A 21,053-nucleotide genomic window follows, 5' to 3' on the forward strand; every position below is an offset into this window, starting at 1 on the left:
ATGCGATTGTCGTTGGACGTCGGTCGGCCAATAGGATGGTGCATCGTGACCCCCGCCGACCTCGCGGTACTCCTGCATGCCGCCACCTCCACAGTGCTCACCGACCACGGACTCGACGTGTCCGCGTTGCCGGAGTCTGTTGTCGTGGAACGCCCACGAAATCCTGAGCATGGCGATTACGCCACCAACATCGCGCTCCAACTCGGCAAGAAGGTCGGAGCCAATCCCCGTGAGCTGGCCGGATGGCTCGCGACCGAGCTCATCTCCCGCGACGGTATCGCCACCGCCGACATCGCCGGACCCGGCTTCGTCAACATCCGCCTGGCCGCCGATGCGCAGAACGCGGTCGTCGCCGACGTCCTGACGGCCGGTGACGCCTACGGCACCAGCGAGCACTACGACGGCCTGAAGGTGAACCTCGAGTTCGTCTCGGCCAACCCCACCGGCCCCATCCATCTCGGTGGCACCCGCTGGGCCGCGGTCGGTGACGCACTCGGCCGGGTTCTGTCGGCCGCCGGTGCCGCGGTGACCCGCGAGTACTACTTCAATGACCACGGCGCCCAGATCGATCGTTTCGCGCGATCGCTGCAGGCCGCCGCGCTGGGTGAACCGACCCCCGAAGACGGCTACTCGGGTGCGTACATCAACGACATCGCGGCACAGATCGTCGCCGAGGTACCCGATGTGCTCGATCGCCCGGACGCCGAACGTCTCGAGACGTTCCGCTCGCGCGGCGTGGACCTGATGTTCGGGCAGATCAAGAAAAATCTTCATGAGTTCGGCACCGACTTCGACGTCTACACCCACGAGAACAAGATGTTCGAGTCCGGCCAGGTCGACAAGGCGATCGCCGAGCTCAAGGCCAACGGCAACCTGTACGAGAACGACGGTGCGTGGTGGCTCCGTTCCACCGCCTTCGGTGACGACAAGGACCGGGTGGTCATCAAGAGTGACGGTGAAGCCGCGTACATCGCCGGCGACATCGCCTACTTCAAGGACAAGCGCGATCGTGGCTTCGACCTCTGCATCTACATGCTGGGCGCCGATCACCACGGCTACGTGGTGCGACTGAAGGCCGCTGCAGCCGCGCTCGGTGACGATCCGGACCGCTTGGAGGTCCTGATCGGCCAGATGGTCAACCTGGTCAAGGACGGGCAGCCGGTCCGGATGAGCAAACGCGCCGGAACCGTGATCACCCTCGACGATCTGGTCGAGGCGGTCGGTGTCGACGCCGCCCGCTATTCGCTGATCCGGTCCTCGGTGGACGTCAACATCGACATCGACCTGGACCTGCTCGTCAGCCAGTCGAACGAGAACCCGGTCTACTACGTGCAATACGCACACGCCCGGCTCTGCGCCATCGCGCGCAACGCGGCGGCGTTGGGTCTGGTCGCCTCCACTGATCATCTCGAGTTGCTGGTCGATCCGGCCGAAGGCGATCTGATCCGAACCCTCGGCGACTTCCCGGCAGTGGTCGACACGGCTGCGCAACTGCGTGAACCGCACCGCATCTGCCGCTACCTCGAGGCGCTGGCCAGTACCTACCACAAGTTCTACGATCGGTGCCGCGTGCTGCCCCAGGGCGACGAGGAACCGGCCGACATCCACGCCGCCCGGTTGGCGCTGTGCGGCGCCACCGAGCAGGTCATCGCCAACGGTCTGGCGATGGTCGGCGTCAGCGCACCGGAGAGAATGTGAGCGCCAACCCGGTAGGCCCGCTTCACGCGGAGCTCCTCGCCGAACCCCGGCTTGCCGAACGTCCCAACAGCCCGGCCGATCTGGCGCAGTTGCCGGCCAACGTCTACCCCCAGGGGACTGATCGCGACAGCAACGACGTCGCCCGGATCGGCGGCATCCCGGTGACCGAACTGGCGCAGACGTATGGAACGCCATTGTTCGTCATCGACGAGGACGACTTCCGGGCCCGTTGCGCCGCGATGGCCAAGGCGTTCGGTGCCCCGCAGCACGTGCACTACGCGTCCAAGGCGTTTTTGTCGTCGGAGATCGCGCGGTGGGTCAATTCCGAGGGGCTCTCGCTGGACGTCTGCTCGGCGGGGGAGCTGACCGTTGCCCTGCGCGCGGGATTCCCGGCTGACCGGATTGCGCTGCACGGCAACAACAAGTCGGTTACGGAACTCGAGTTGGCCGCCTCCTCCGGTGTGGAGCACGTGGTGCTGGACTCGATGATCGAGATCGAGCGCCTCGATGAGATCGCCGGCCGCCTCGGCGTGGTCCAGAACGTCCTCATCCGGCTCACGGTCGGTGTCGAGGCCCATACCCACGAGTTCATCTCCACCGCGCACGAGGACCAGAAGTTCGGATTCTCCCTGGCCGGTGGCATGGCCATCGACGCGGTTCGCCGCGTCTTCGCGACCGAACACCTGCGTCTGGTCGGACTGCACAGCCACATCGGATCGCAGATCTTCGATGTCGACGGATTCGAACTGGCCGCACGCCGGGTGCTGTCACTGGTGCGCGATGTCGTCGCCGAATTCGGGGTCGAGAAGGCCGCCCAGCTCTCGATCCTGGATCTCGGTGGTGGACTGGGTATCTCGTACCTGCCGTCCGACGATCCGCCGCCTGTCGAAGAAGTTGCCGACAAGCTCGCGGGCATCGTCGAAACCGAATCGGCGGCCATGGGGCTGCCGACGCCGACCATCGTGGTCGAGCCTGGTCGCGCGATCGCCGGACCGGCCGGTGTCACGCTGTACACGGTCGGCACCGTCAAAGACGTCCAGATCTCACCGGGTGGGGCCCATCGCCGCTACGTGTCCGTCGACGGCGGGATGAGCGACAACATCCGGGCCGCGCTGTACCAGGCGGAATACGATGTGCGCCTTGCCTCCCGGATCTCGACCGCCGACGCCGTGGTCAGCCGCGTGGTCGGAAAGCACTGCGAGAGCGGTGACATCATCGTCAAGGACTGTTGGCTGCCCGGCGACGTCGGACCCGGAGATGTTCTCATGGTGGGTGCGACCGGTGCGTACTGCTACACGATGTCGAGCCGCTACAACATGGTGACCCGGCCGGCCGTGGTCGCAGTGCAGGGCGGTGCATCGCGGGTGATGCTGCGGCGCGAGACCATTGAAGATTTGTTGAGCTTGGAGGTGAACGAATGACGGAGAACGGCACGCGCGCCATTGGTGTTGCGGTACTGGGAATGGGCAACGTCGGTACCGAGGTGGTGCGCATCCTCACCGAGAACGCCGCAGATCTGACGGCCCGCGTCGGTGCACCGCTGGAAATTCGTGGTGTGGCGGTCCGCGACCTGGCCAGGTCTCGCGGTATCGACCCGGCGCTGCTCACCGACAAGCCCGAAGAACTGGTCGCACGCGACGACGTCGACATCGTGGTGGAGCTGATGGGCGGTATCGACCCGCCTCGCATGCTCATCCGGGAGGCATTGCAGAGCGGCAAGTCCGTGGTGACCGCGAACAAGGCGCTGCTGGCCGACTACACCGGCGAGCTCGCGACGGCCGCGGCGGCGGCAAAGGTCGACCTCTACTTCGAGGCGGCAGTGGCCGGCGCGATCCCGGTGATCCGTCCGCTGATGCAGTCGCTCGCCGGTGACACGGTGACGAAGGTGGCCGGAATCGTCAACGGCACCACCAACTTCATCCTCTCGTCGATGGATGCCGACGGCAGCGACTACAACGAGACCCTCGCCGAGGCGGGCCGACTCGGATATGCCGAAGCCGATCCGACGGCCGACGTCGAAGGTTACGACGCTGCGGCGAAGGCGGCGATCCTTGCCTCGATCGCGTTCCATTCGCGGGTGACCGCGCTGAACGTCTATCGCGAGGGCATTTCGAGCATCACCGCGGACGACCTCGCTTCGGCGCACGCTCTCGACTGCACGGTGAAATTGCTCTCGATCTGCGAACGGATCGTCGATGAAGATGGAACGCAACGGATTTCGGCGCGTGTCTACCCCGCGCTGGTTCCGTTGGAGCATCCACTCGCCGCGGTCAACGGCGCCTTCAACGCAGTGGTCGTCGAGGCGGAGAACGCCGGCCGATTGATGTTCTACGGCCAGGGCGCAGGCGGTGCCCCGACCGCATCGGCAGTATTGGGAGATCTGGTCATGGCCGCACGGAACAAAGTTCACGGTGGGCGCGGCCCACTGGAATCGACCTACGCGTCTTTGCCGATCGCCCCGATGGGTGATGTGCGTACCCGCTACTACGTGTCGATGCGGGTTGCCGACAAGCCCGGCGTTCTGGCAACGGTTGCCGGAGAGTTCTCCTCGCGCAACATCAGCATCTCCACGGTGCGCCAGGAAGGTGCCGGCGCGGATGCCCGCCTGGTTGTGGTGACCCATCGTGCCCCGGATGCGGCGTTGTCGGAAACCGTTGCGGCGCTGGAGAAGCTGGATGCGGTGTTGAGTGTTTCGAGTGTTTTGCGACTGGAGGGTACCAATGAGTGAGTCAGCTGCTGTGCACCGTGCATGGCCGGGTCTGATCGAGGCCTACCGGGATCGGCTCCCGGTCGGTGACGACTGGAAGGTTGTCACCCTCCTCGAAGGCGGCACCCCGCTGATCAGTGCCCCGCATCTGTCCGAGATCACCGGCTGCGAGGTGTATCTCAAGGTCGAGGGCCTCAACCCGACCGGTTCCTTCAAGGACCGCGGAATGACGATGGCCGTCAGCAACGCCGTCAACAACGGCAAGACCGCAGTCCTGTGCGCGTCGACGGGCAACACCTCGGCTTCGGCCGCGGCGTACGCGACCCGGGCCGGGATCACCTGTGCGGTGCTGATCCCCGAGGGCAAGATCGCGATGGGCAAACTCGCCCAGGCGGTCATGCACGGCGCGAAAATCATTCAGGTGCAAGGCAATTTCGACGACTGTCTCGAGCTCGCCCGTAAGGCGACCGCAGAGTTCTCGCAGATCGAGTTGGTCAACTCGGTCAACCCCGCGCGGATCGAGGGTCAGAAGACCGCGGCGTTCGAGATCATGGATGTGCTCGGCCGGGCCCCGGATGTGCACGCACTGCCGGTCGGCAACGCCGGGAACATCACCGCGTACTGGAAGGGCTACACCGAATACCACCGCGATGGTGTTGTCGGTTCGACGCCGCGGATGCTCGGTGTCCAGGCTGCCGGTGCTGCGCCGCTGGTGACCGGTGCCCCGGTGAAGGATCCCGAAACCATCGCCACCGCAATCCGCATCGGCTCTCCGGCCAGCTGGAACCAGGCCGTGGCGGCCAAGGACGAGTCCGGCGGCCAGTTCCTCGCCGCCACCGACGAAAAGCTCCTCGAGGCATACCGGCTGATCGCCGGCCGTGAGGGGGTCTTCGTGGAGCCGGCGTCGGCCGCGAGCGTGGCCGGCCTGCTGGCCGCACGCGCAGACGGCTGGATCTCCGCAGGTGAATTGGTGGTCTGCACCGTCACCGGCAACGGTCTGAAGGACCCCGATACCGCGTTGGCGGGCATTCCGCCCGTCGAGGCGATCCCGGTCGACCCGGTGGCGGTCGCTGCCGCACTCGGGCTGAACTGATGATCAGCCGGCCGCCCGCCGCGCCGAACGTGCTCGCGAGTTGACGGGCGCGAAATGAACCCTGTTCTGCCTGTGGGTCTGCAGGCGAGCGCTCGCGTGCCCGCATCTAGTGCCAATCTCGGCCCCGGCTTCGATTCGCTGGGTATCGCGCTGGGTATCTACGACGACGTCTCGGTGACCGTCTCCGGCCCCGGCCTGCGGATCAGCGTGAGCGGCGAAGGTGCCCAGGGGGTGCCCCTGGACGAACGCCACCTGGTCGTTCGTGCGATCAACCGTGGTCTCGAGGCGGCCGGTGTCACGGCGCCGGGTCTGGATGTCGAGTGCCGCAACAGCATTCCGCACTCGCGTGGGCTGGGTTCATCGGCATCGGCAGTTGTCGGGGGACTGGCCGCAGCGGCCGGACTGGTGCGTGCGGCGGGGGTCGGCACCCCGTTGTCGACCGATGCACTCGTGCAGCTGGCCTCGGAGTTCGAAGGACACCCGGACAACGCCTCGGCCAGTGTTCTCGGCGCGGCCGTGGTGTCGTGGTCGGAGGGCGAGTGCGGTGAGGCCGCTGCGGCGCTGGAGACCGACGCGCCCCGTGCGGTGCGCTACTTCGCCCGAAAGCTCGATGTCCATCCGTCCATCCGGGCGTTTGTGATGATTCCGCAGGTCGAGTCGTCCACGGCCGTCACGCGCGGGCTCCTGCCCGACGCGGTCGCGCGGGTGGACGCAGTCTTCAATGTCAGTCGTGCCGCACTGACCGTGGTGGCGCTGACCACCGACCCGGACCTGCTGCTCGCCGCCACGGAGGACCGGCTGCACCAGGACTACCGCGCCCCGGTGATGCCTGCCACCGCGGAGATGGTTCGTTGGCTACGGGAGCGGAGTGTTCCCGCCACAGTCTCCGGCGCCGGCCCGACCGTGCTGGCGCTTACCACGTCGCCCATGCCCGCCGGATCGTCCGAGAAGGCGGCTGAACTGGGATTTGTGATCGACGAGGTAGAGATCGCGCCGGGAGTAGTCGTACACTGAGAAGCGGCCGGGTCAGCTGGCTCATCTGCTGTCAGGGAACACGCCGTCATCGATGGGTGTTGCTCATACTGTTGATCGTGGTTAGCATGTACCCGTCCAGCCGCGAAAGTTTCACCACGCGTGCTTCTCACAAGAAATGTGAAATTCTACGGTCAGAGCCCGCGGGCGTCCTTCCGTGAAATCGAAGCGCGGCATACGACACAAAAGCCTAAAAGACCGCTCCAAATAGCGGCACCTCTCACCTGGTCTGCGGGTGCGAGAAACACTGCCCCCGCGAATCTACCGGCGGGGGAAGGAAAGGATATCCGTTGACGGATACGGACCTCATCACTGCACAGGGTGCGGAAAACACACTTGACCTCGGCGGAGTCGATGCTCCGAAGGCCGAACGTCGTCGTGGCACCGGACTGTCGGGGATGGTTCTCACCGAGTTGCGCGGCCTCGCCGGCGAGCTCGGCATCAAAGGCACGTCAGGTATGCGCAAGAGCGACCTGATCGCGGCCATCAAGGAGCGTCAGAGTGGCTCCACCGCTGCTGCTGCGCCTGCGAAGACCAGGGCAACGGCCGCCAAGGCGCCCGCCGAGAAGACGTCGGCCAAGACCGAGTCCGCCGCACCGGCCGAGGCCGTGCAGGAGACCAAGAAGGCTCCGGCCACCAAGGCCGATGCCGAGGCGGCTCCGGTGGAGACGGCTCGCCGTGAGCGGCGCCGTGGCGCCTCGACCGACAGCGCGGAATCGGCGTCGAAGGACAGCGGTTCCGACGCTCCGGCGCAGGTCAGCGCCGAATCGGTTGACGACAACGAGTCCGGCGATGGTTCCGATGGCCGCCGTCAACGTCGTCGTGGACGCGACGGTCAAGATCGTACGGCCACGAACCGGGACGGTCAGAGCGGTGCTCGCGACAACCAGGGCGGGCGCGACAACCAGTCCCGTGACAACCAGTCCGGCGGACAGAACCGCGACAGCGGGCAGAACCGGGACAACCGGGGCGGCGATACGCGCAACGCAGACCGCGACAACCGCGGCGAAAACAACCGTGGTGGCGACAACCGCGGCGAAAACAACCGTGGCGAAAACAACCGTGGTGGCGACAACCGCGGTGGCGACACCCGGACCGCCGATCGCGACAACCGTGGCGACAACCGGAACGCCGGCAACCAGAACAGCGGTCCGCGCAACAACAATCGCGACAACGGTCCCGACGACGACGGAGACGGTGACGGCCGCGGACGGCGCGGACGCCGCTTCCGCGAGCGTCGTCGTGGACGCGATCGGACCGACGGTCCCGGTGGCGGCGGCGAGCCGCAGGTTTCCGACGACGATGTGTTGCAGCCGGTGGCGGGCATTCTCGACGTCCTCGACAACTACGCATTCGTGCGGACCTCCGGATACCTGGCCGGGCAGAACGACGTCTACGTGTCGATGAACCTGATCCGCAAGAACGGACTGCGTCGCGGTGACGCGATCACCGGTGCGGTAAAGGTCGCCCGTGACGGCGACCAGTCGAATCAGCGGCAGAAGTTCAACCCGCTGGTCCGGATCGACTCGGTGAACGGTGCCGACGTCGAAACCGCCAAGCGGCGACCGGAATTCAACAAGCTGACCCCGCTGTACCCGAACCAGCGACTGCGTCTGGAGACCACCAGCGATCGGATCTCTACCCGCGTCATCGACCTGGTCATGCCCATCGGCAAGGGCCAGCGTGCGCTGATCGTCTCGCCTCCCAAGGCGGGTAAGACCACGATCCTGCAGAACATCGCCAACGCGATCTCGATCAACAACCCCGAGTGCTACCTGATGGTGGTCCTCGTCGACGAGCGGCCTGAAGAGGTCACCGACATGCAGCGTTCGGTCAAGGGTGAGGTCATCGCTTCCACCTTCGACCGGCCGCCGTCAGATCACACCTCGGTCGCCGAGCTCGCGATCGAGCGGGCCAAGCGTCTTGTCGAAGACGGTAAAGATGTTGTCGTCCTGCTGGATTCGATCACCCGACTGGGACGCGCGTATAACAACGCCTCCCCGGCGTCGGGTCGAATCCTCTCCGGTGGTGTCGATTCCACGGCGCTGTACCCGCCGAAGCGTTTCCTGGGTGCGGCCCGCAACATCGAGAACGGTGGTTCCCTGACGATCATCGCCTCGGCACTGGTCGAGACCGGTTCCACCGGTGACACCGTGATCTTCGAGGAGTTCAAGGGCACCGGCAACGCCGAGCTCAAACTCGATCGCAAGATCTCGGAGCGTCGGGTGTTCCCGGCCGTCGACGTCAACCTGTCCAGTACCCGTAAGGACGAGTTGCTGCTGTCGCCCGAGGAGTTCTCCATCGTGCACAAGCTGCGCCGGGTGCTCTCCGGATTGGATTCGCAACAGGCCATCGACCTGCTGGTCAGCCAGTTGAAGAAGACCAAGAACAACATGGAGTTCCTCATGCAGGTGCAGAAGACCGCAGCGGGGAACATGAAGGACGACTGAACCCGTCCCCAGACCTGACGACAAACCCACCTCTTCCGGTCCGGAAGAGGTGGGTTTTTTGTTTCAGCTCTCGGGGACGGTGCCCGGTCCCGGATCGAACGGTGGGGGATCGGCGGGGTCGAATCGTCCCGGTACCGTCGCGCACGTGGCACCGGGTTCGGGATAGCCGGTCGCCGAGGGGCTTTCGTCGTACACACCGGGCTGCGTGTTCTGCCGGGTGGCGGTGATGAACTGGTCGATCCGCTCATCGTCGACATCGCTGACCTTGAGCTGGTGACCCCAGGACTGCAGCGATATCGGCTGGTCGAGACCGGGAAACGGGGACATCAGCAGATAATTCAGGCCATCGACGCGCTGCTCGAGTTCGGCGATGTCGTCGGCGTCGAGGTCGTCGGGGTTGTAGGTGACCCAGACGGCGCCGTGCTCGAGGGAGTGGACGGCATTCTCGGTGCGGATGGCAACGGGATAGACCACACCGGTGCAGGTTGCCCACACCGAGTCGTGGCGCCCGCCCAGTGGTGGGGTGTACGTGTACTTCACCTTTTGGCTGTCGGTCACGTGCTCGGCGGCGGGGTAGTAGACCTTGAGGACACCGTCGATCTGATCGGTCGGATCAGGATTGGAACCGGTCGGTTCGAACTCCCGGGTCGAACTGCCGGCCGATTCGCCACCGGTGGTTGCTGCCAGGGGTTCGCCGTTCTGCGACGAACTGCATGCGCTCAGGCCGATGACCAGTAGCAATCCGGTCGCCGCGAGCTGTACCGCTGGTTTCACGTTCACACCTGTCTGATCGATTGTGATCGGCGTCGATGCCGGGCCACCGGGCCACCATCCTGTCAGAACCCCCCTACGGGGTCAGAACGGTCAGGTCTGGGGTTTGGTTTCGGGAATCGTGCCCGGTCCGGGTTCGAACGGTGGGGGATCGGCGGGATCAAAGGCATCCGGTACCGCGGTACAGCTGGTTCCCGGGGTCGGATGTGCGGCCGCGGTCGGATCCTCCGGGTATACGTTCGACTGCGCGTTCTGCTTGGTCGCGGTGATGAACTGGTCGATCCGGGGGTCGTCCGCGCTCTCGACCTTGAGCTGATGTCCCCAGGACTGCACGGAGATCGGCTGATCCAGACCCGGATACGGCGACATGAGCGTGTATTCCACCCCCGCGACGCGCTCGGCCAGCCTGTCGACGGTCTCGGCGTCCACATCGGGGTTGTACGTGATCCAGACGGCGCCGTGTTCGAGCGAGTGGACGGCGGTTTCACTGCGGATCGCCATCGGGTAGACCACGCCGGTACATCCGGCCCAGGCCCAGTCGTGGGTTCCACCGAAAGGTGGTGCATGTGTGTATCGCACCTTTTCCTCACGCTCGACATGGGCCGGCGGCGGGTAGTAGACCTTCAGCACGCCGTCGATCTGATCGGTGGGATCGGGATTGAGTCCGCTCGGCACGAAGTCCAGGAGCGAGAGACTGTCCGAGGCCGACGGTGATGCGCCCTCCGAACTTCCCTCGGCACTGTCCGATTGTGTGGAACTGCAGGCCGTCAACCCGATGGCCAGTGCAAATGCAGTTGCTGCGAATCGTCTCGCGTGTGTCACCGTGATACCTGTCCGGCCGGAATGAACCCGGGCGCGTCGTTGTTGTTGAGGTTATCGTGCCGCCAGAGCGGACAGACCTTCAACTGGTACCAGCGATTCGCAGGTCGGGAGGCTGTTCTGGCATACTGAGCGGTCGAGTCCGGTTCCGGTTCACACCTGCGATCCGCGTAGGTGACCCGGCGACCATGAAAGGGACCCCAGAAATGAAGCAGGGAATTCACCCCGAGTACGTCGAGACCACTGTGGTCTGCGGCTGCGGGAACACTTTCCAGACCCACTCCACCCAGGTGTCGGGTCGGATCAACGTCGAGGTCTGCTCGCAGTGCCACCCGTTCTACACGGGCAAGCAGAAGATCCTCGATACCGGTGGCCGTGTTGCGCGCTTCGAGAAGCGCTACGGCAAGCGGGCCGCTGCAAAGAAAGACGCAGCAGACAACTAGCTTGTACAACCGGCGTCTGACTCTGCCCTGCGGCAGGTCAGGCGCCGGTTTCTTTTTTCTTCAACAGCCCACTTCCGGTCACCCGCTCTCCATTCGGGTGTCGTAGCCACACCGTCAAGGAATCAGGTCATGAGCATTTCCGATCCGTCCGCGATCGACGACATCCTTGCCGAGCATGCCGGCCTGCAGAGCCAGATGTCCGACCCGTCGTTACACGACGATCCGACGGCCGCGCGGCGGGTGGGCAAGCGGTTCGCCGAACTCGCGCCGATCATGGCGACCTACACAAAGCTCCAGGCCGCACAGGACGATCTGGAAGCAGCGCGCGAACTCGCGGCCGACGACAGCGCTTTCGCCGCCGAGATCCCCGAACTCGAGCAGACTGTCGCAGCCCTCGATCAAACGCTGACCGACCTGCTCTCCCCACGCGACCCGCACGACGGCGACGACGTGGTGCTGGAGGTCAAGTCCGGCGCCGGTGGCGAGGAGTCGGCGCTGTTCGCCTCCGATCTCGCGCGGATGTACCTCAAATACTGTGAGCGACAGGGCTGGAAGGCCCAGATCCTCGGTGTCACCGAGTCCGACCTGGGCGGGTACAAGGAGGCCACCATCTCGATCAAGTCGAAGGGTGACGGTCCGGACGGTGTCTGGTCCCGGTTGAAGTTCGAAGGCGGCGTGCATCGGGTTCAGCGCGTCCCGGTCACCGAATCGCAGGGTCGCATCCACACCTCGGCCGCCGGGGTCCTGATCTACCCCGAACCCGATGAGGTCGAGCGGGTCCAGATCGATGAGTCCGATCTGCGGGTCGACGTCTACCGCAGCTCCGGCAAGGGCGGGCAGGGCGTCAACACCACCGACTCCGCGGTCCGGCTCACGCACCTGCCGACCGGGATCGTCGTGACCTGCCAGAACGAACGTTCACAGCTCCAGAACAAGGCCAGGGCCATGCAGGTTCTCGCGGCCCGGTTGCAGGCCGCTGCCGAAGAGGCCGCCAACGCCGAGGCCTCGCAGGGGCGGGCCGCCCAGATCCGCACCGTCGACCGCTCGGAGCGCATCCGCACCTACAACTATCCCGAAAACCGGGTCACCGACCACCGGATCGGCTACAAAGCGCAGAACCTCGACGCTGTGCTCGCCGGTGACATGGACGGGCTTCTCGACGCGCTGGCCGCCGCGGATCGTCAGGCCCGCCTCGAGGCGGAGTGAACGCCAGGGCTCTTCGCCGGGCGGCCGTCGCACAGCTGACCGCGGCCGGTGTACCGAGCGCGCAGGTCGACGCCGGTTTGCTGTTGGCGTTTGTGCTGGACCGCTCGGTCGGAGAACTGATCGCCGTCGACGACCTGTCCGATGCCGAGGCCACCCGCTATCGCGAACTCGTCGATCGGCGTGCGCAACGTGAACCGCTGCAGCACATCATCGGCCACGTCGCGTTCGGGCCGATCGAGATCGAGGTCGGCCCGGGGGTCTTCATCCCGCGGATGGAAACCGAACTGCTCTACGCGTGGGCGGTGACCCAGATCGAGGACATCGCCCGCCCCGTGGTCGTTGATCTGTGCAGCGGCAGCGGCGCGCTCGCACTGGCCGTGGCGGCGACCCACCCCGGTGCGCGGGTCCATGCGGTCGAGATCGACGACAACGCCCATGAATGGCTGTCCCACAACCTGTCCCGGATGCCCGTGGAGGTTCGCGAACGGGTCACGGTCCACCAGGGTGATGCCGCCGACCCGGACATCTTGCCGGGGATCGTGGCCGACCTGGTGGTCTCGAACCCGCCGTACATCCCGGAGGGTGCAGACCTGCCGGCCGAGGTGGCCGACCACGATCCCGCGCTGGCGTTGTTCGGTGGAGCCGACGGCATGTCGGTGATCACACCGATGATCTCGGTTGTCGCGCGGATTCTGCGACCGGGTTGCGCCGTGGGGATCGAGCACGACGACAGCACCGGTGACCTGGTGATGGCGGCGCTCGGGGACAGCGGGCACTTCGACGCGATCACCCAGAAACCCGATCTCGTCGGCCGTGCGCGATTCGTCACCGCCATGCGTCGCTGATCGGAGACCGTCAACGTGCAAGGATGGACGCCGTGAGCACTACGTTCGATTGCAGCAATCCCGGATCCCGGTCCGCCGGCCTGCGCGCCGCGGTCGGCGCCGTCAAAGGCGGACGCCTGATCGTCATGCCCACCGACACCCTCTACGGAATCGGTTGTGACGCTTTCGATTCCGAGTCCGTGAACAGTCTGCTGGCCGCCAAAGGCCGGGGTCGTGACATGCCGGTGCCGGTCCTGGTCGGCTCCTGGTCGACGATCGACGGACTGGTCCTGTCGGTGTCACCGACCGCCCGCGAACTGACCCGCGCCTTCTGGCCCGGAGGTCTGAGTCTGGTTGTGCACCAGGCGCCGTCGCTGGCCTGGGATCTCGGTGACACCCGCGGCACCGTGATGCTGCGGATGCCGCTGCATCCGGTGGCGATCGAGGTGCTGCGTGAGGTGGGTCCGATGGCGGTGTCCAGTGCCAACGTCTCCGGGCAGCCGCCGGCCACCACCGTCGAGCAGGCGCGCGAGCAACTGGGGGAGTCCGTGGCGGTCTACCTCGATGGTGGGCCCGCCGCGAAAGCGGTGCCGTCGACGATCGTCGACCTCACCGATGTCACACCCAAGATCTTGCGAGAAGGCGCGATCAGCGCCGAAGAAATCGCCGAGGTCCTCGGCACCGAGGTCGAGAGTCTTCGGGTCTGACCCGCATGTGGACCCCCGGTAGCGTCCGTATCCGTGGCCTATTCGACAACGTTGAATGAGGGCAGTGGTGTGTTGATTGCCGCCCAGTCCGGTCTCACCAGTAGCGGCGCGGGTGTGCCGCTGCGTGAATTGATGCTGGTCGGACTGTGCGCCGCACTCATCACGTACCTCATCACGGGCGTGGTGCGGGTTGTCGCGACCCGGACCGGTGCGGTCGCGGTTCCGCGTAACCGTGACGTCCACGCGGTGCCCACACCCCGACTCGGCGGTGTCGGCATGTACTTGGGTGTGCTCGCCGGGATGGTCCTGGCCGGCGAACTGCCCGCGTTGACGCGAGGTTTCGACTACACCGACGACATGAATGCCGTCGTCGTGGCGGGCGGGGTGATCGTCCTGGTCGGGATCATCGATGACCGGTGGGGGATCGACGCGCTCACCAAGTTCGTCGGCCAGCTCACCGCTGCAGGCGTGCTGGTGATCATGGGGCTGAGCTGGACGGTCGTGAACGTGCCGTTCGGTGACATCGGGACCGTTGTCCTCGACCCGCTGCAGTCGGGGCTGCTCACCATCGCGGTCACGGTGGCGACGGTGAACGCGATGAACTTCGTCGACGGGCTGGACGGACTGGCGGCGGGCCTGGCGCTGATCGCGGCGCTGGCCATCTGCGTCTTCTCCCTGGGCCTTCTGCACGATCAGGGCGGTGATGTCAGCTACTACCCACCGGCCCTCATCGCCGTGATCCTCGCCGGCGCCTGCCTCGGCTTTCTCCCACACAACTTCCAGCCGGCGCGCATCTTCATGGGCGACTCCGGTTCGATGCTCATCGGCCTGATGCTGGCCGCGGCGTCGACCAGTGCGTCGGGCCGGATCGCCATCAACGCCTACGGCCCGGCCGATGTCTTCACCCTGCTCTCGCCGATCATCCTGGTGGCCGCGGTCATGTTCATCCCGATGCTCGACATGCTGCTTGCGGTCATCCGGCGAACGCGTGCCGGTGTCGGGTTCTACACACCGGACAAGATGCACCTGCATCACCGGCTTCTCGAACTCGGTCACTCCCATCGCCGCGTCGTGCTGGTGATCTACCTGTGGGTCGGTGTCCTCGCCTTCAGTGCTGCTGCCAGCACGCTGTTCTCGGCGTCTGTGGTGCTCCCGGTCCTCGGTGGCGGGCTGATCATCGCGATGCTCGCAACGATCGTTCCCCGCCTACGGAACCGGCACCGGGCGGGTGTGAGTACCGGCGCTTCCTGAACGACCCTTACCCTGGAAGGGTGAACGAAGCTTCTGAACCAGCACTGACCACCCCAAATGATGCAAGACCGATCACCCCGTTGCAGAAGGCGATCCGCTACGGCGCGCTCGGACTTGTTGTACTGACCGTGATCAGCGCGGGTGCCTGGGCGCTCATAGACGGCACCGAGGGCCTCTGGGGAGCGTTGGTGGGTGCGGCGTTCGGCGGCGGATTCATCCTGTTCACGGTCGTCGTCGTGGTGCTGACGGCCAATGCGTCCCCGACGACCGGCGGTGCGATCCTGATGGGCACGTGGCTGCTCAAACTGTTGTTGGCCATGCTCGCCCTCGCGGCGCTGAGCAACGTCGATTCGCTCAATCATGTCGCCCTCGGGGTCACCGCACTCATCGCGATGGTGATCGTCCTGGCGTGCGAAACCTACGCGGTCATGACCACCAAAATCCCGTACGTCGATGTCGCCCCGGAGGGTGACATTGACGACGAGGATTGAATCCGGACATACTACACAGGGTAGTATTGGTGTCCGGCGGATACCCGAACTATGAGGGTCACCTACCGTATTGCTATCGTTGGCCCGCAGAAGAGAACCGGACTTGACCAGCCCGGTACTCAGACTGCCGTGCGACGCGAGAAGGCGCAGGAATGCGACTTTCGCCCAGGGGAGTTCCCCGGGCCGCGTACGGCATGAAATCTGAGAAGAACTTTTTGCTAGATCTGAACTTATGTCCGGTCGAACTGCAGGCACGCTGCCTGTGGCCAGAGCACGGGAGAGAGTGCTGAGCGTCTTGAACCTCGCGGCAGACGATGGGGGATACCACCCACCCTCGCTGTCCGACTTTTACCCTGATGCAGTCCTTTTTGAAGGAACGATCTTCGAACTCGATCGTCTGATGCTGATCCGGCTCTTGATGGCCGGCGTCTGCGTCGTCTTCTTCTTGCTGGCCTTCCGGAGCCCGAAACTGGTTCCTCGCGGCTTGCAGAACGTCGGCGAGATGGCGTTGGACTTCGTCCGTATCCAGATCGCAGAGAGTGTCCTCGGGAAAGAGAACGGGAAGCGTTTCCTCCCGATCTTGGTGACGATCTTCTTCACGGTGTTGTTCCTGAACTTCTCCGGCGTGATCCCGGTGCTGAACATCTCGTCCAACGGTTTGATCGGTATGCCGATCGTGTTGGCCGCGCTGGCGTACATCGTCTTCAACTACGTCGGCATCAAGAAGTACGGCTTCCTCGGCTACGTGAAGTCGAGCATCGTGGTCCCGGACGTGCCGCCCGCGCTGCACATCCTCCTGATCCCGATCGAGTTCCTCTCGACCTTCATTCTGCGGCCGTTCACGCTGACGGTTCGTCTGATGGCCAACATGCTTGCCGGTCATATCCTGTTGGTACTGTTCTTCAGCGCCACCCAGTACTTCTTCTTCACCACGGAAGCCTGGACCTGGATCTTCGGCTTGCCGGCATTGCTCGGCGGCATCGCTTTCACTTTCTTCGAACTCCTGGTGATCGTGTTGCAGGCATACATCTTCGCCTTGCTGACTGCCGTCTACATCGATCTGGCTGATCACGCCGCGGAACACTGACCGAAGCGTTACCCCCCAATACATCTCGACCAACAAACTGGCCGCTGCGGCTAAACCTCGCCCAGCGGATCAAGAAGAAAGGGATCCAACACCATGAGCAACCTCGCGCAAGTAACCGGTGAGATCAGCGAACTCAACTTCGGCGCCATCGGATACGGTCTGGCTGCCATCGGCCCCGGTATCGGTATCGGCATCGTCGTCGGCAAGACCATCGAGGGCACCGCGCGTCAGCCGGAGCTCGCCGGCCAGTTGCGTACCACCATGTTCCTCGGTATCGCATTCACCGAAGCGCTGGCCTTGATCGGCTTGGTTGCCGGCTTCATCTTCTGATCCGATGAGTGCCAACTCCTTGATTCTCGCCGCCGAAGAGGAATCGCATAATCCTCTTCTGCCTGCGACCTACGACATCACCTGGTCCATCGTGGCCCTGGTGATTGTGGGACTCGTCTTCTGGAAGCTAGTTCTTCCACGGGCTCAGAAGGTTCTCGAAGAGCGCACCGACGGCATCGTCGGTGGACTCAAGCGGGCCTCTGATGCACAACTCGAAGCCGACGCCCTGCTCAAGCAGCGTGAAGAGCAGCTGCTCGAAACCCGTGCAGTCGCCGCGCAGATTCGCGAGGACGCACGGCTACGCGGACAAGAGATCATCGCCGAGCTCCGGGCTCAAGGCGAAGCGGAAAGCGCGCGCATCGTTGCCGCAGGCCGCTCGCAGCTGAAGGCCGAACGCGATCAGATCGTCACCGAACTCCGGTCGGACCTCGGTCGGACCGCTGTTGACCTGGCCGAGAAGATCGTCGGCGAGCACCTGGAAGAAAGCGCCAAGCGCGGACAGACCGTTGACCGGTTCCTGGCCGAGCTCGACGCGACTTCTGCGCAGAGGAAGTGAAGGCGATGTACGCAGCCAGCCGCGACGCTTTGAGCGGTACCCGGGCAATCCTGGCCGAGACGATTTCAGCAGCCGGTGGCGACGCCGCCACGACTGCGCAGCAGATCGGTTCCGACCTGTTCGCAGTTGTCGGGTTCCTCGACAGCGAGCGATCGTTGCGTACCGCGTTCGGCGACATCTCCGCACCGGTGGATGTCCGGCAGGGTCTGGCACGCCAGTTGTTCGGCAGCCAGATCGGTGCCGGCACTCTGGCCGTGGTGGTCGAGGCGGTCGGCCGTGACTGGTCGAGCACCTCGGACCTGCTGGACGGGCTTGAACTCCTCGGCCGCGAGGCCTACCTCAAGTCGGCGGCCGAAACGGGAACACTCGACGCAGTCGAGGAAGAACTGTTCTTGCTCGGCCGTACGGTCGCCGCTCACCCCGAACTCGAGATCGTCCTCAAGGACAAGTCTCGATCGGCCAAGGCGCGCCAGGAACTGCTGGCGTCGCTGACCTCCGGCAAGGTGTCAGCGGTCACCGAGGCACTCGCCATCCAGTCGATCGCCCGGTTGTCCGATCAGAAACCGGCTGACGCACTGGATGCGTTGTCGAACCTGGCCGCCGGACAGCGTGATCGTCTGGTTGCGAAGGTGCGGGCATCCGTCGAGTTGACGAGCTCGCAGGTGGACGCTCTGACGTCCACACTCGCGCGCATCTACAACCAGCCGATCATCACCCATGTTGTCGTCGATCAGGACCTGCTCTCGGGCTTGGTCGTCAAGATCGGTGACGAAGTGATCGATGGTTCAGGCGCCGGCCGACTGGCCACGATCCGCAAGTCGCTGGGCTGAGCTTCGCCGCAGACGACGCACCACACCGATTCCACAAAACTCACGACCACGCAGGAAGAGCAGGGCAAGAATATGGCGGAGTTGACGATCACCTCCGATGAGATCCGAAGTGCGATTGAAACCTACACCTCGAATTTCTCAACGGAAGTTGCACGTGACGAGGTCGGGTATGTCACTGATACCAGCGACGGAATCGCACACATCAGCGGACTGCCGTCCGCGATGTCGAACGAACTCCTCGAGTTCCCCGGCGGCGTCCTCGGCGTCGCACTGAACCTCGACGAATCCGAGATCGGCGCAGTCATCCTCGGTGACTACAACACTCTCGAAGAAGGCCAGGAAGTCCGCCGCACCGGAGACGTTTTGTCCGTCCCCGTCGGCGACAACTTCCTCGGCCGCGTCGTGGACCCCCTCGGCAAGCCGATCGACGGCCGCGGCGAGATCGTGTCCTCGGAGAACCGCGTCCTCGAACTCCAGGCGGCTTCGGTGCTCGAGCGCCAGCCCGTCGAGGAGTCGCTGGCCACCGGTATCAAGGCCATCGACGCCATGACCGCAATCGGTCGCGGACAGCGTCAGCTGATCATCGGTGACCGCAAGACCGGCAAGACCGCGGTCTGCATCGACGCGATCCTGAACCAGAAGGCGAACTGGGAAACCGGCGACCCCAACAAGCAGGTTCGCTGCATCTATGTGGCAATCGGCCAGAAGGGTTCGACCATCGCGGGCGTCAAGACCGCTCTCGAAGAGTCGGGCGCGATGGCTTACACCACGATCGTCGCTGCACCGGCCTCGGATTCCGCCGGCTTCAAGTGGCTCGCACCGTACACCGGTTCGGCCATCGGGCAGCACTGGATGTACGAGGGCAAGCATGTCCTCATCGTGTTCGACGACCTGTCGAAGCAGGCCGAGGCCTACCGCGCCATCTCGCTGCTGCTGCGTCGTCCGCCGGGCCGCGAGGCATACCCCGGTGACGTCTTCTACTTGCACTCGCGTCTGCTGGAGCGTTGCGCCAAGCTCTCCGAGGCCATGGGTGGCGGTTCGATGACCGGTCTGCCGATCATCGAGACCAAGGCCAACGACGTCTCGGCGTTCATCCCGACCAACGTCATCTCGATCACCGACGGTCAGGTCTTCCTCGAGTCCGACCTCTTCAACAAGGGTGTTCGTCCGGCGATCAACGTCGGTACGTCCGTCTCCCGTGTTGGTGGCGCCGCTCAGACCAAGGGCCTGAAGAAGGTTTCGGGTTCGCTGCGTCTGGAGCTCGCCCAGTTCCGTGAGCTGGAAGCCTTCTCGGCTTTCGCCTCCGACCTGGATGATGCCTCGAAGGCTCAGCTCGACCGTGGTGCCCGCTGGGTGGAGTTGCTCAAGCAGGACCAGTTCTCCCCGGTATCGGTCGAGGACCAGATCGTCTCGATCTACCTCGCCGGTGAAGGACACTTCGACACGGTCCCCATCGAGGATGTCCGCCGGTACGAGGCGGAGCTGATCGACGAGCTGCATCGCACTGCTTCCGGTGTCTACGAGACCATCGCCGGCGGCAAGGCGCTGACTGACGAGGCTGCTCACGCTCTCGTGGCCGCCGCTGACAAGTACAAGGAAAATTTCTTGGCCAGCGAGAAGTCTGACACCGTGAACGAAGCAGCTGCTTCGGCTCTGGCCGCAGACAAGGTCGAGGACGAGACCGTCAAAGTACGCAAGTAAATAGGGAATCGTTTGATGATTGGTAAACGTTTGACGGGCCGGGAAGGGCTGTGACAGTAGATGGCTAGCATTCGCGAGCTACGTTCGCGCATCCGGTCTGTGCAATCGACCAAGAAGATCACGAAGGCACAGGAGCTGATCGCGACTTCGCGCATCACCAAGGCTCAGGCTCGTGTGGCGGCCTCGAAGCCGTACTCGGAGGAGATCACTGCGGTCCTCTCCGAGTTGGCCTCGAGCGCCACCTCGTTGACACATCCGTTGCTGACGGAGCGTCCCGAGCCGAAACGTGCTGCGGTGTTGATCGTTACGAGCGACCGTGGCATGGCGGGCGGCTACAACTCGAATGTGCTGCGCGAGGCTCGCCAGCTCATCGAGTTGCTGACCGAGGAGGGCAAGGACGTCGTCCTTTTTGTCACCGGACAAAAGGGCACGACGTACTTCAACTTCCGGAAGATGCCCGTGCAGGGAAGCTGGACCGGCTTCTCTCAGCAGCCGGCATACAGCGACGCGTGGAATGCCTCCGAGCAGCTGATCGACCTGTTCATGGCGGGTTCGGGCACCATGGTCGACTCGCCTGACGGCAGCCAGGTCGAGGGCGTCGATGAGTTCCACATCGTGTACACGCGCTTCGTCAGCATGCTGACGCAGACGCCGGTCGTTCGCCGCGTCGCACCCCTGGTGGTGTCCGTGGACGAGACCGGTGAGAGCACGGGAGCTTCTCGGAACTACGAGTTCGAGCCCGGTCCGGAGGCGCTGCTCTCGGCCTTGCTGCCCAAGTACGTGGCGACCCGCGTGTTCTCGGCGCTGCTCGACTCGGCCGCCTCGGAGTCGGCAGCCCGCCGTACCGCCATGAAGGCGGCCACGGACAACGCCGAAGAGTTGGTCACCAACTTGTCGCGTGAGGCGAACCAGCTCCGACAGGCACAGATCACCCAAGAGATCAGCGAGATCGTCGGCGGTGTTGATGCCCTTTCGTAAACGGACTCGACACATTTTCGGCAACCGGCCGGTGAGGTCGCCGTCCGCGAAACATGCCAATGCCATCGTCACAGAGGAA

At 64.6% G+C, this 21,053-nt stretch carries 20 protein-coding genes; 18 read left to right on the forward strand and 2 right to left on the reverse strand.

Annotated elements, in window-relative coordinates:
- Positions 1-45: 45 nt before the first annotated feature.
- The 6 genes from argS (at position 46) to rho (ending at position 8,980) form a co-directional block, all read left to right on the forward strand.
- A complete protein-coding gene (gene argS, locus AC51GT_RS24245; RefSeq protein WP_496330415.1) occupies positions 46-1,698 on the forward strand; it encodes an arginine--tRNA ligase in 1,653 nt (550 codons plus the stop codon).
- Positions 1,695-3,119 carry a diaminopimelate decarboxylase gene (lysA, locus tag AC51GT_RS24250; RefSeq protein WP_496330416.1) on the forward strand — a complete coding sequence of 475 codons (1,425 nt, stop codon included), beginning with the start codon at positions 1,695-1,697 and terminating at the stop codon, positions 3,117-3,119. Before argS ends, lysA begins: the two co-directional genes overlap by 4 nt.
- A complete protein-coding gene (locus AC51GT_RS24255) occupies positions 3,116-4,426 on the forward strand; it encodes a homoserine dehydrogenase (protein WP_496325920.1) in 1,311 nt (436 codons plus the stop codon). Before lysA ends, AC51GT_RS24255 begins: the two co-directional genes overlap by 4 nt.
- Complete coding sequence (gene thrC, locus AC51GT_RS24260) at positions 4,419-5,498, forward strand: threonine synthase (protein WP_496325919.1); 1,080 nt, start codon at positions 4,419-4,421, stop codon at positions 5,496-5,498. Before AC51GT_RS24255 ends, thrC begins: the two co-directional genes overlap by 8 nt.
- Before the next feature lie 54 nt (positions 5,499-5,552).
- The gene (gene thrB, locus AC51GT_RS24265) at positions 5,553-6,512 is read left to right on the forward strand and encodes a homoserine kinase (RefSeq protein WP_496325918.1); all 960 of its coding nucleotides are present in this window, start codon (positions 5,553-5,555) and stop codon (positions 6,510-6,512) included.
- A 308-nt stretch (positions 6,513-6,820) separates the two neighbouring features.
- Positions 6,821-8,980: a transcription termination factor Rho gene (gene rho / locus AC51GT_RS24270; RefSeq protein ID WP_496330417.1), complete on the forward strand. Its 2,160-nt coding sequence runs from the start codon at positions 6,821-6,823 to the stop codon at positions 8,978-8,980.
- A gap of 63 nt (positions 8,981-9,043) precedes the next feature.
- Here rho and AC51GT_RS24275 read toward each other — a convergent pair whose 3' ends face one another.
- Together AC51GT_RS24275 and AC51GT_RS24280 are read right to left on the reverse strand one after the other, a co-directional pair.
- On the reverse strand, positions 9,044-9,754 hold the full coding sequence (locus AC51GT_RS24275; RefSeq protein WP_496330418.1) for a thioredoxin-like domain-containing protein: 711 nt from the start codon (positions 9,752-9,754) through the stop codon (positions 9,044-9,046).
- Between the two features lie 90 nt (positions 9,755-9,844).
- Positions 9,845-10,573: a thioredoxin-like domain-containing protein gene (locus AC51GT_RS24280; protein ID WP_496325915.1), complete on the reverse strand. Its 729-nt coding sequence runs from the start codon at positions 10,571-10,573 to the stop codon at positions 9,845-9,847.
- A gap of 203 nt (positions 10,574-10,776) precedes the next feature.
- Here AC51GT_RS24280 and rpmE point away from each other — a divergent pair, with 203 nt between their 5' ends.
- The 12 genes from rpmE to AC51GT_RS24340 all read left to right on the forward strand — a co-directional run bounded on the left by rpmE (position 10,777) and on the right by AC51GT_RS24340 (position 20,974).
- A complete protein-coding gene (rpmE, locus tag AC51GT_RS24285) occupies positions 10,777-11,013 on the forward strand; it encodes a 50S ribosomal protein L31 (protein ID WP_482138683.1) in 237 nt (78 codons plus the stop codon).
- A gap of 129 nt (positions 11,014-11,142) precedes the next feature.
- Positions 11,143-12,219 carry a peptide chain release factor 1 gene (prfA, locus tag AC51GT_RS24290; RefSeq protein ID WP_496325914.1) on the forward strand — a complete coding sequence of 359 codons (1,077 nt, stop codon included), beginning with the start codon at positions 11,143-11,145 and terminating at the stop codon, positions 12,217-12,219.
- On the forward strand, positions 12,216-13,064 hold the full coding sequence (gene prmC, locus AC51GT_RS24295; protein WP_496325913.1) for a peptide chain release factor N(5)-glutamine methyltransferase: 849 nt from the start codon (positions 12,216-12,218) through the stop codon (positions 13,062-13,064). The genes prfA and prmC overlap by 4 nt, the downstream gene beginning before the upstream one ends.
- A gap of 32 nt (positions 13,065-13,096) precedes the next feature.
- Positions 13,097-13,750, forward strand: a complete 654-nt coding sequence (locus tag AC51GT_RS24300; protein ID WP_496325912.1) for an L-threonylcarbamoyladenylate synthase — start codon at positions 13,097-13,099, stop codon at positions 13,748-13,750.
- Between the two features lie 33 nt (positions 13,751-13,783).
- Positions 13,784-15,001 carry a glycosyltransferase family 4 protein gene (locus AC51GT_RS24305; RefSeq protein WP_496325911.1) on the forward strand — a complete coding sequence of 406 codons (1,218 nt, stop codon included), beginning with the start codon at positions 13,784-13,786 and terminating at the stop codon, positions 14,999-15,001.
- 20 nt (positions 15,002-15,021) lie between these two features.
- Positions 15,022-15,492: a Cg1360 family ATP-synthase-associated protein gene (locus AC51GT_RS24310; protein WP_496325910.1), complete on the forward strand. Its 471-nt coding sequence runs from the start codon at positions 15,022-15,024 to the stop codon at positions 15,490-15,492.
- 232 nt (positions 15,493-15,724) lie between these two features.
- Entirely contained in the window at positions 15,725-16,579 is an 855-nt protein-coding gene (gene atpB / locus AC51GT_RS24315) for a F0F1 ATP synthase subunit A (protein ID WP_496325909.1), read from the forward strand.
- Between the two features lie 93 nt (positions 16,580-16,672).
- Positions 16,673-16,909, forward strand: a complete 237-nt coding sequence (locus tag AC51GT_RS24320) for an ATP synthase F0 subunit C (protein ID WP_496325908.1) — start codon at positions 16,673-16,675, stop codon at positions 16,907-16,909.
- Between the two features lie 4 nt (positions 16,910-16,913).
- Entirely contained in the window at positions 16,914-17,465 is a 552-nt protein-coding gene (locus tag AC51GT_RS24325) for a F0F1 ATP synthase subunit B (RefSeq protein ID WP_496325907.1), read from the forward strand.
- A 5-nt stretch (positions 17,466-17,470) separates the two neighbouring features.
- Positions 17,471-18,295 (forward strand): F0F1 ATP synthase subunit delta, encoded by an 825-nt coding sequence (locus AC51GT_RS24330; protein ID WP_496330419.1) that lies wholly within the window; start codon positions 17,471-17,473, stop codon positions 18,293-18,295.
- 72 nt (positions 18,296-18,367) lie between these two features.
- Entirely contained in the window at positions 18,368-19,996 is a 1,629-nt protein-coding gene (atpA, locus tag AC51GT_RS24335; protein ID WP_496325905.1) for a F0F1 ATP synthase subunit alpha, read from the forward strand.
- Positions 19,997-20,056: 60 nt separating this feature from the next.
- On the forward strand, positions 20,057-20,974 hold the full coding sequence (locus AC51GT_RS24340) for a F0F1 ATP synthase subunit gamma (protein ID WP_496325904.1): 918 nt from the start codon (positions 20,057-20,059) through the stop codon (positions 20,972-20,974).
- Positions 20,975-21,053 lie beyond the last annotated feature (79 nt).

It is taken from the genome of Williamsia sp. z34 (assembly GCF_059553395.1).

Coding starts and splice junctions, on each gene's coding strand:
- thrB (WP_496325918.1), top strand. CDS start 5,553: ATGAACCCTGTTCTGCCTGTGGGTCTGCAGGCGAGCGCTCGCGTGCCC.
- AC51GT_RS24325 (WP_496325907.1), top strand. CDS start 16,914: ATGAGTGCCAACTCCTTGATTCTCGCCGCCGAAGAGGAATCGCATAAT.
- AC51GT_RS24330 (WP_496330419.1), top strand. CDS start 17,471: ATGTACGCAGCCAGCCGCGACGCTTTGAGCGGTACCCGGGCAATCCTG.
- AC51GT_RS24340 (WP_496325904.1), top strand. CDS start 20,057: ATGGCTAGCATTCGCGAGCTACGTTCGCGCATCCGGTCTGTGCAATCG.
- rpmE (WP_482138683.1), top strand. CDS start 10,777: ATGAAGCAGGGAATTCACCCCGAGTACGTCGAGACCACTGTGGTCTGC.
- prfA (WP_496325914.1), top strand. CDS start 11,143: ATGAGCATTTCCGATCCGTCCGCGATCGACGACATCCTTGCCGAGCAT.
- thrC (WP_496325919.1), top strand. CDS start 4,419: ATGAGTGAGTCAGCTGCTGTGCACCGTGCATGGCCGGGTCTGATCGAG.
- AC51GT_RS24255 (WP_496325920.1), top strand. CDS start 3,116: ATGACGGAGAACGGCACGCGCGCCATTGGTGTTGCGGTACTGGGAATG.
- AC51GT_RS24320 (WP_496325908.1), top strand. CDS start 16,673: ATGAGCAACCTCGCGCAAGTAACCGGTGAGATCAGCGAACTCAACTTC.
- atpB (WP_496325909.1), top strand. CDS start 15,725: ATGTCCGGTCGAACTGCAGGCACGCTGCCTGTGGCCAGAGCACGGGAG.
- atpA (WP_496325905.1), top strand. CDS start 18,368: ATGGCGGAGTTGACGATCACCTCCGATGAGATCCGAAGTGCGATTGAA.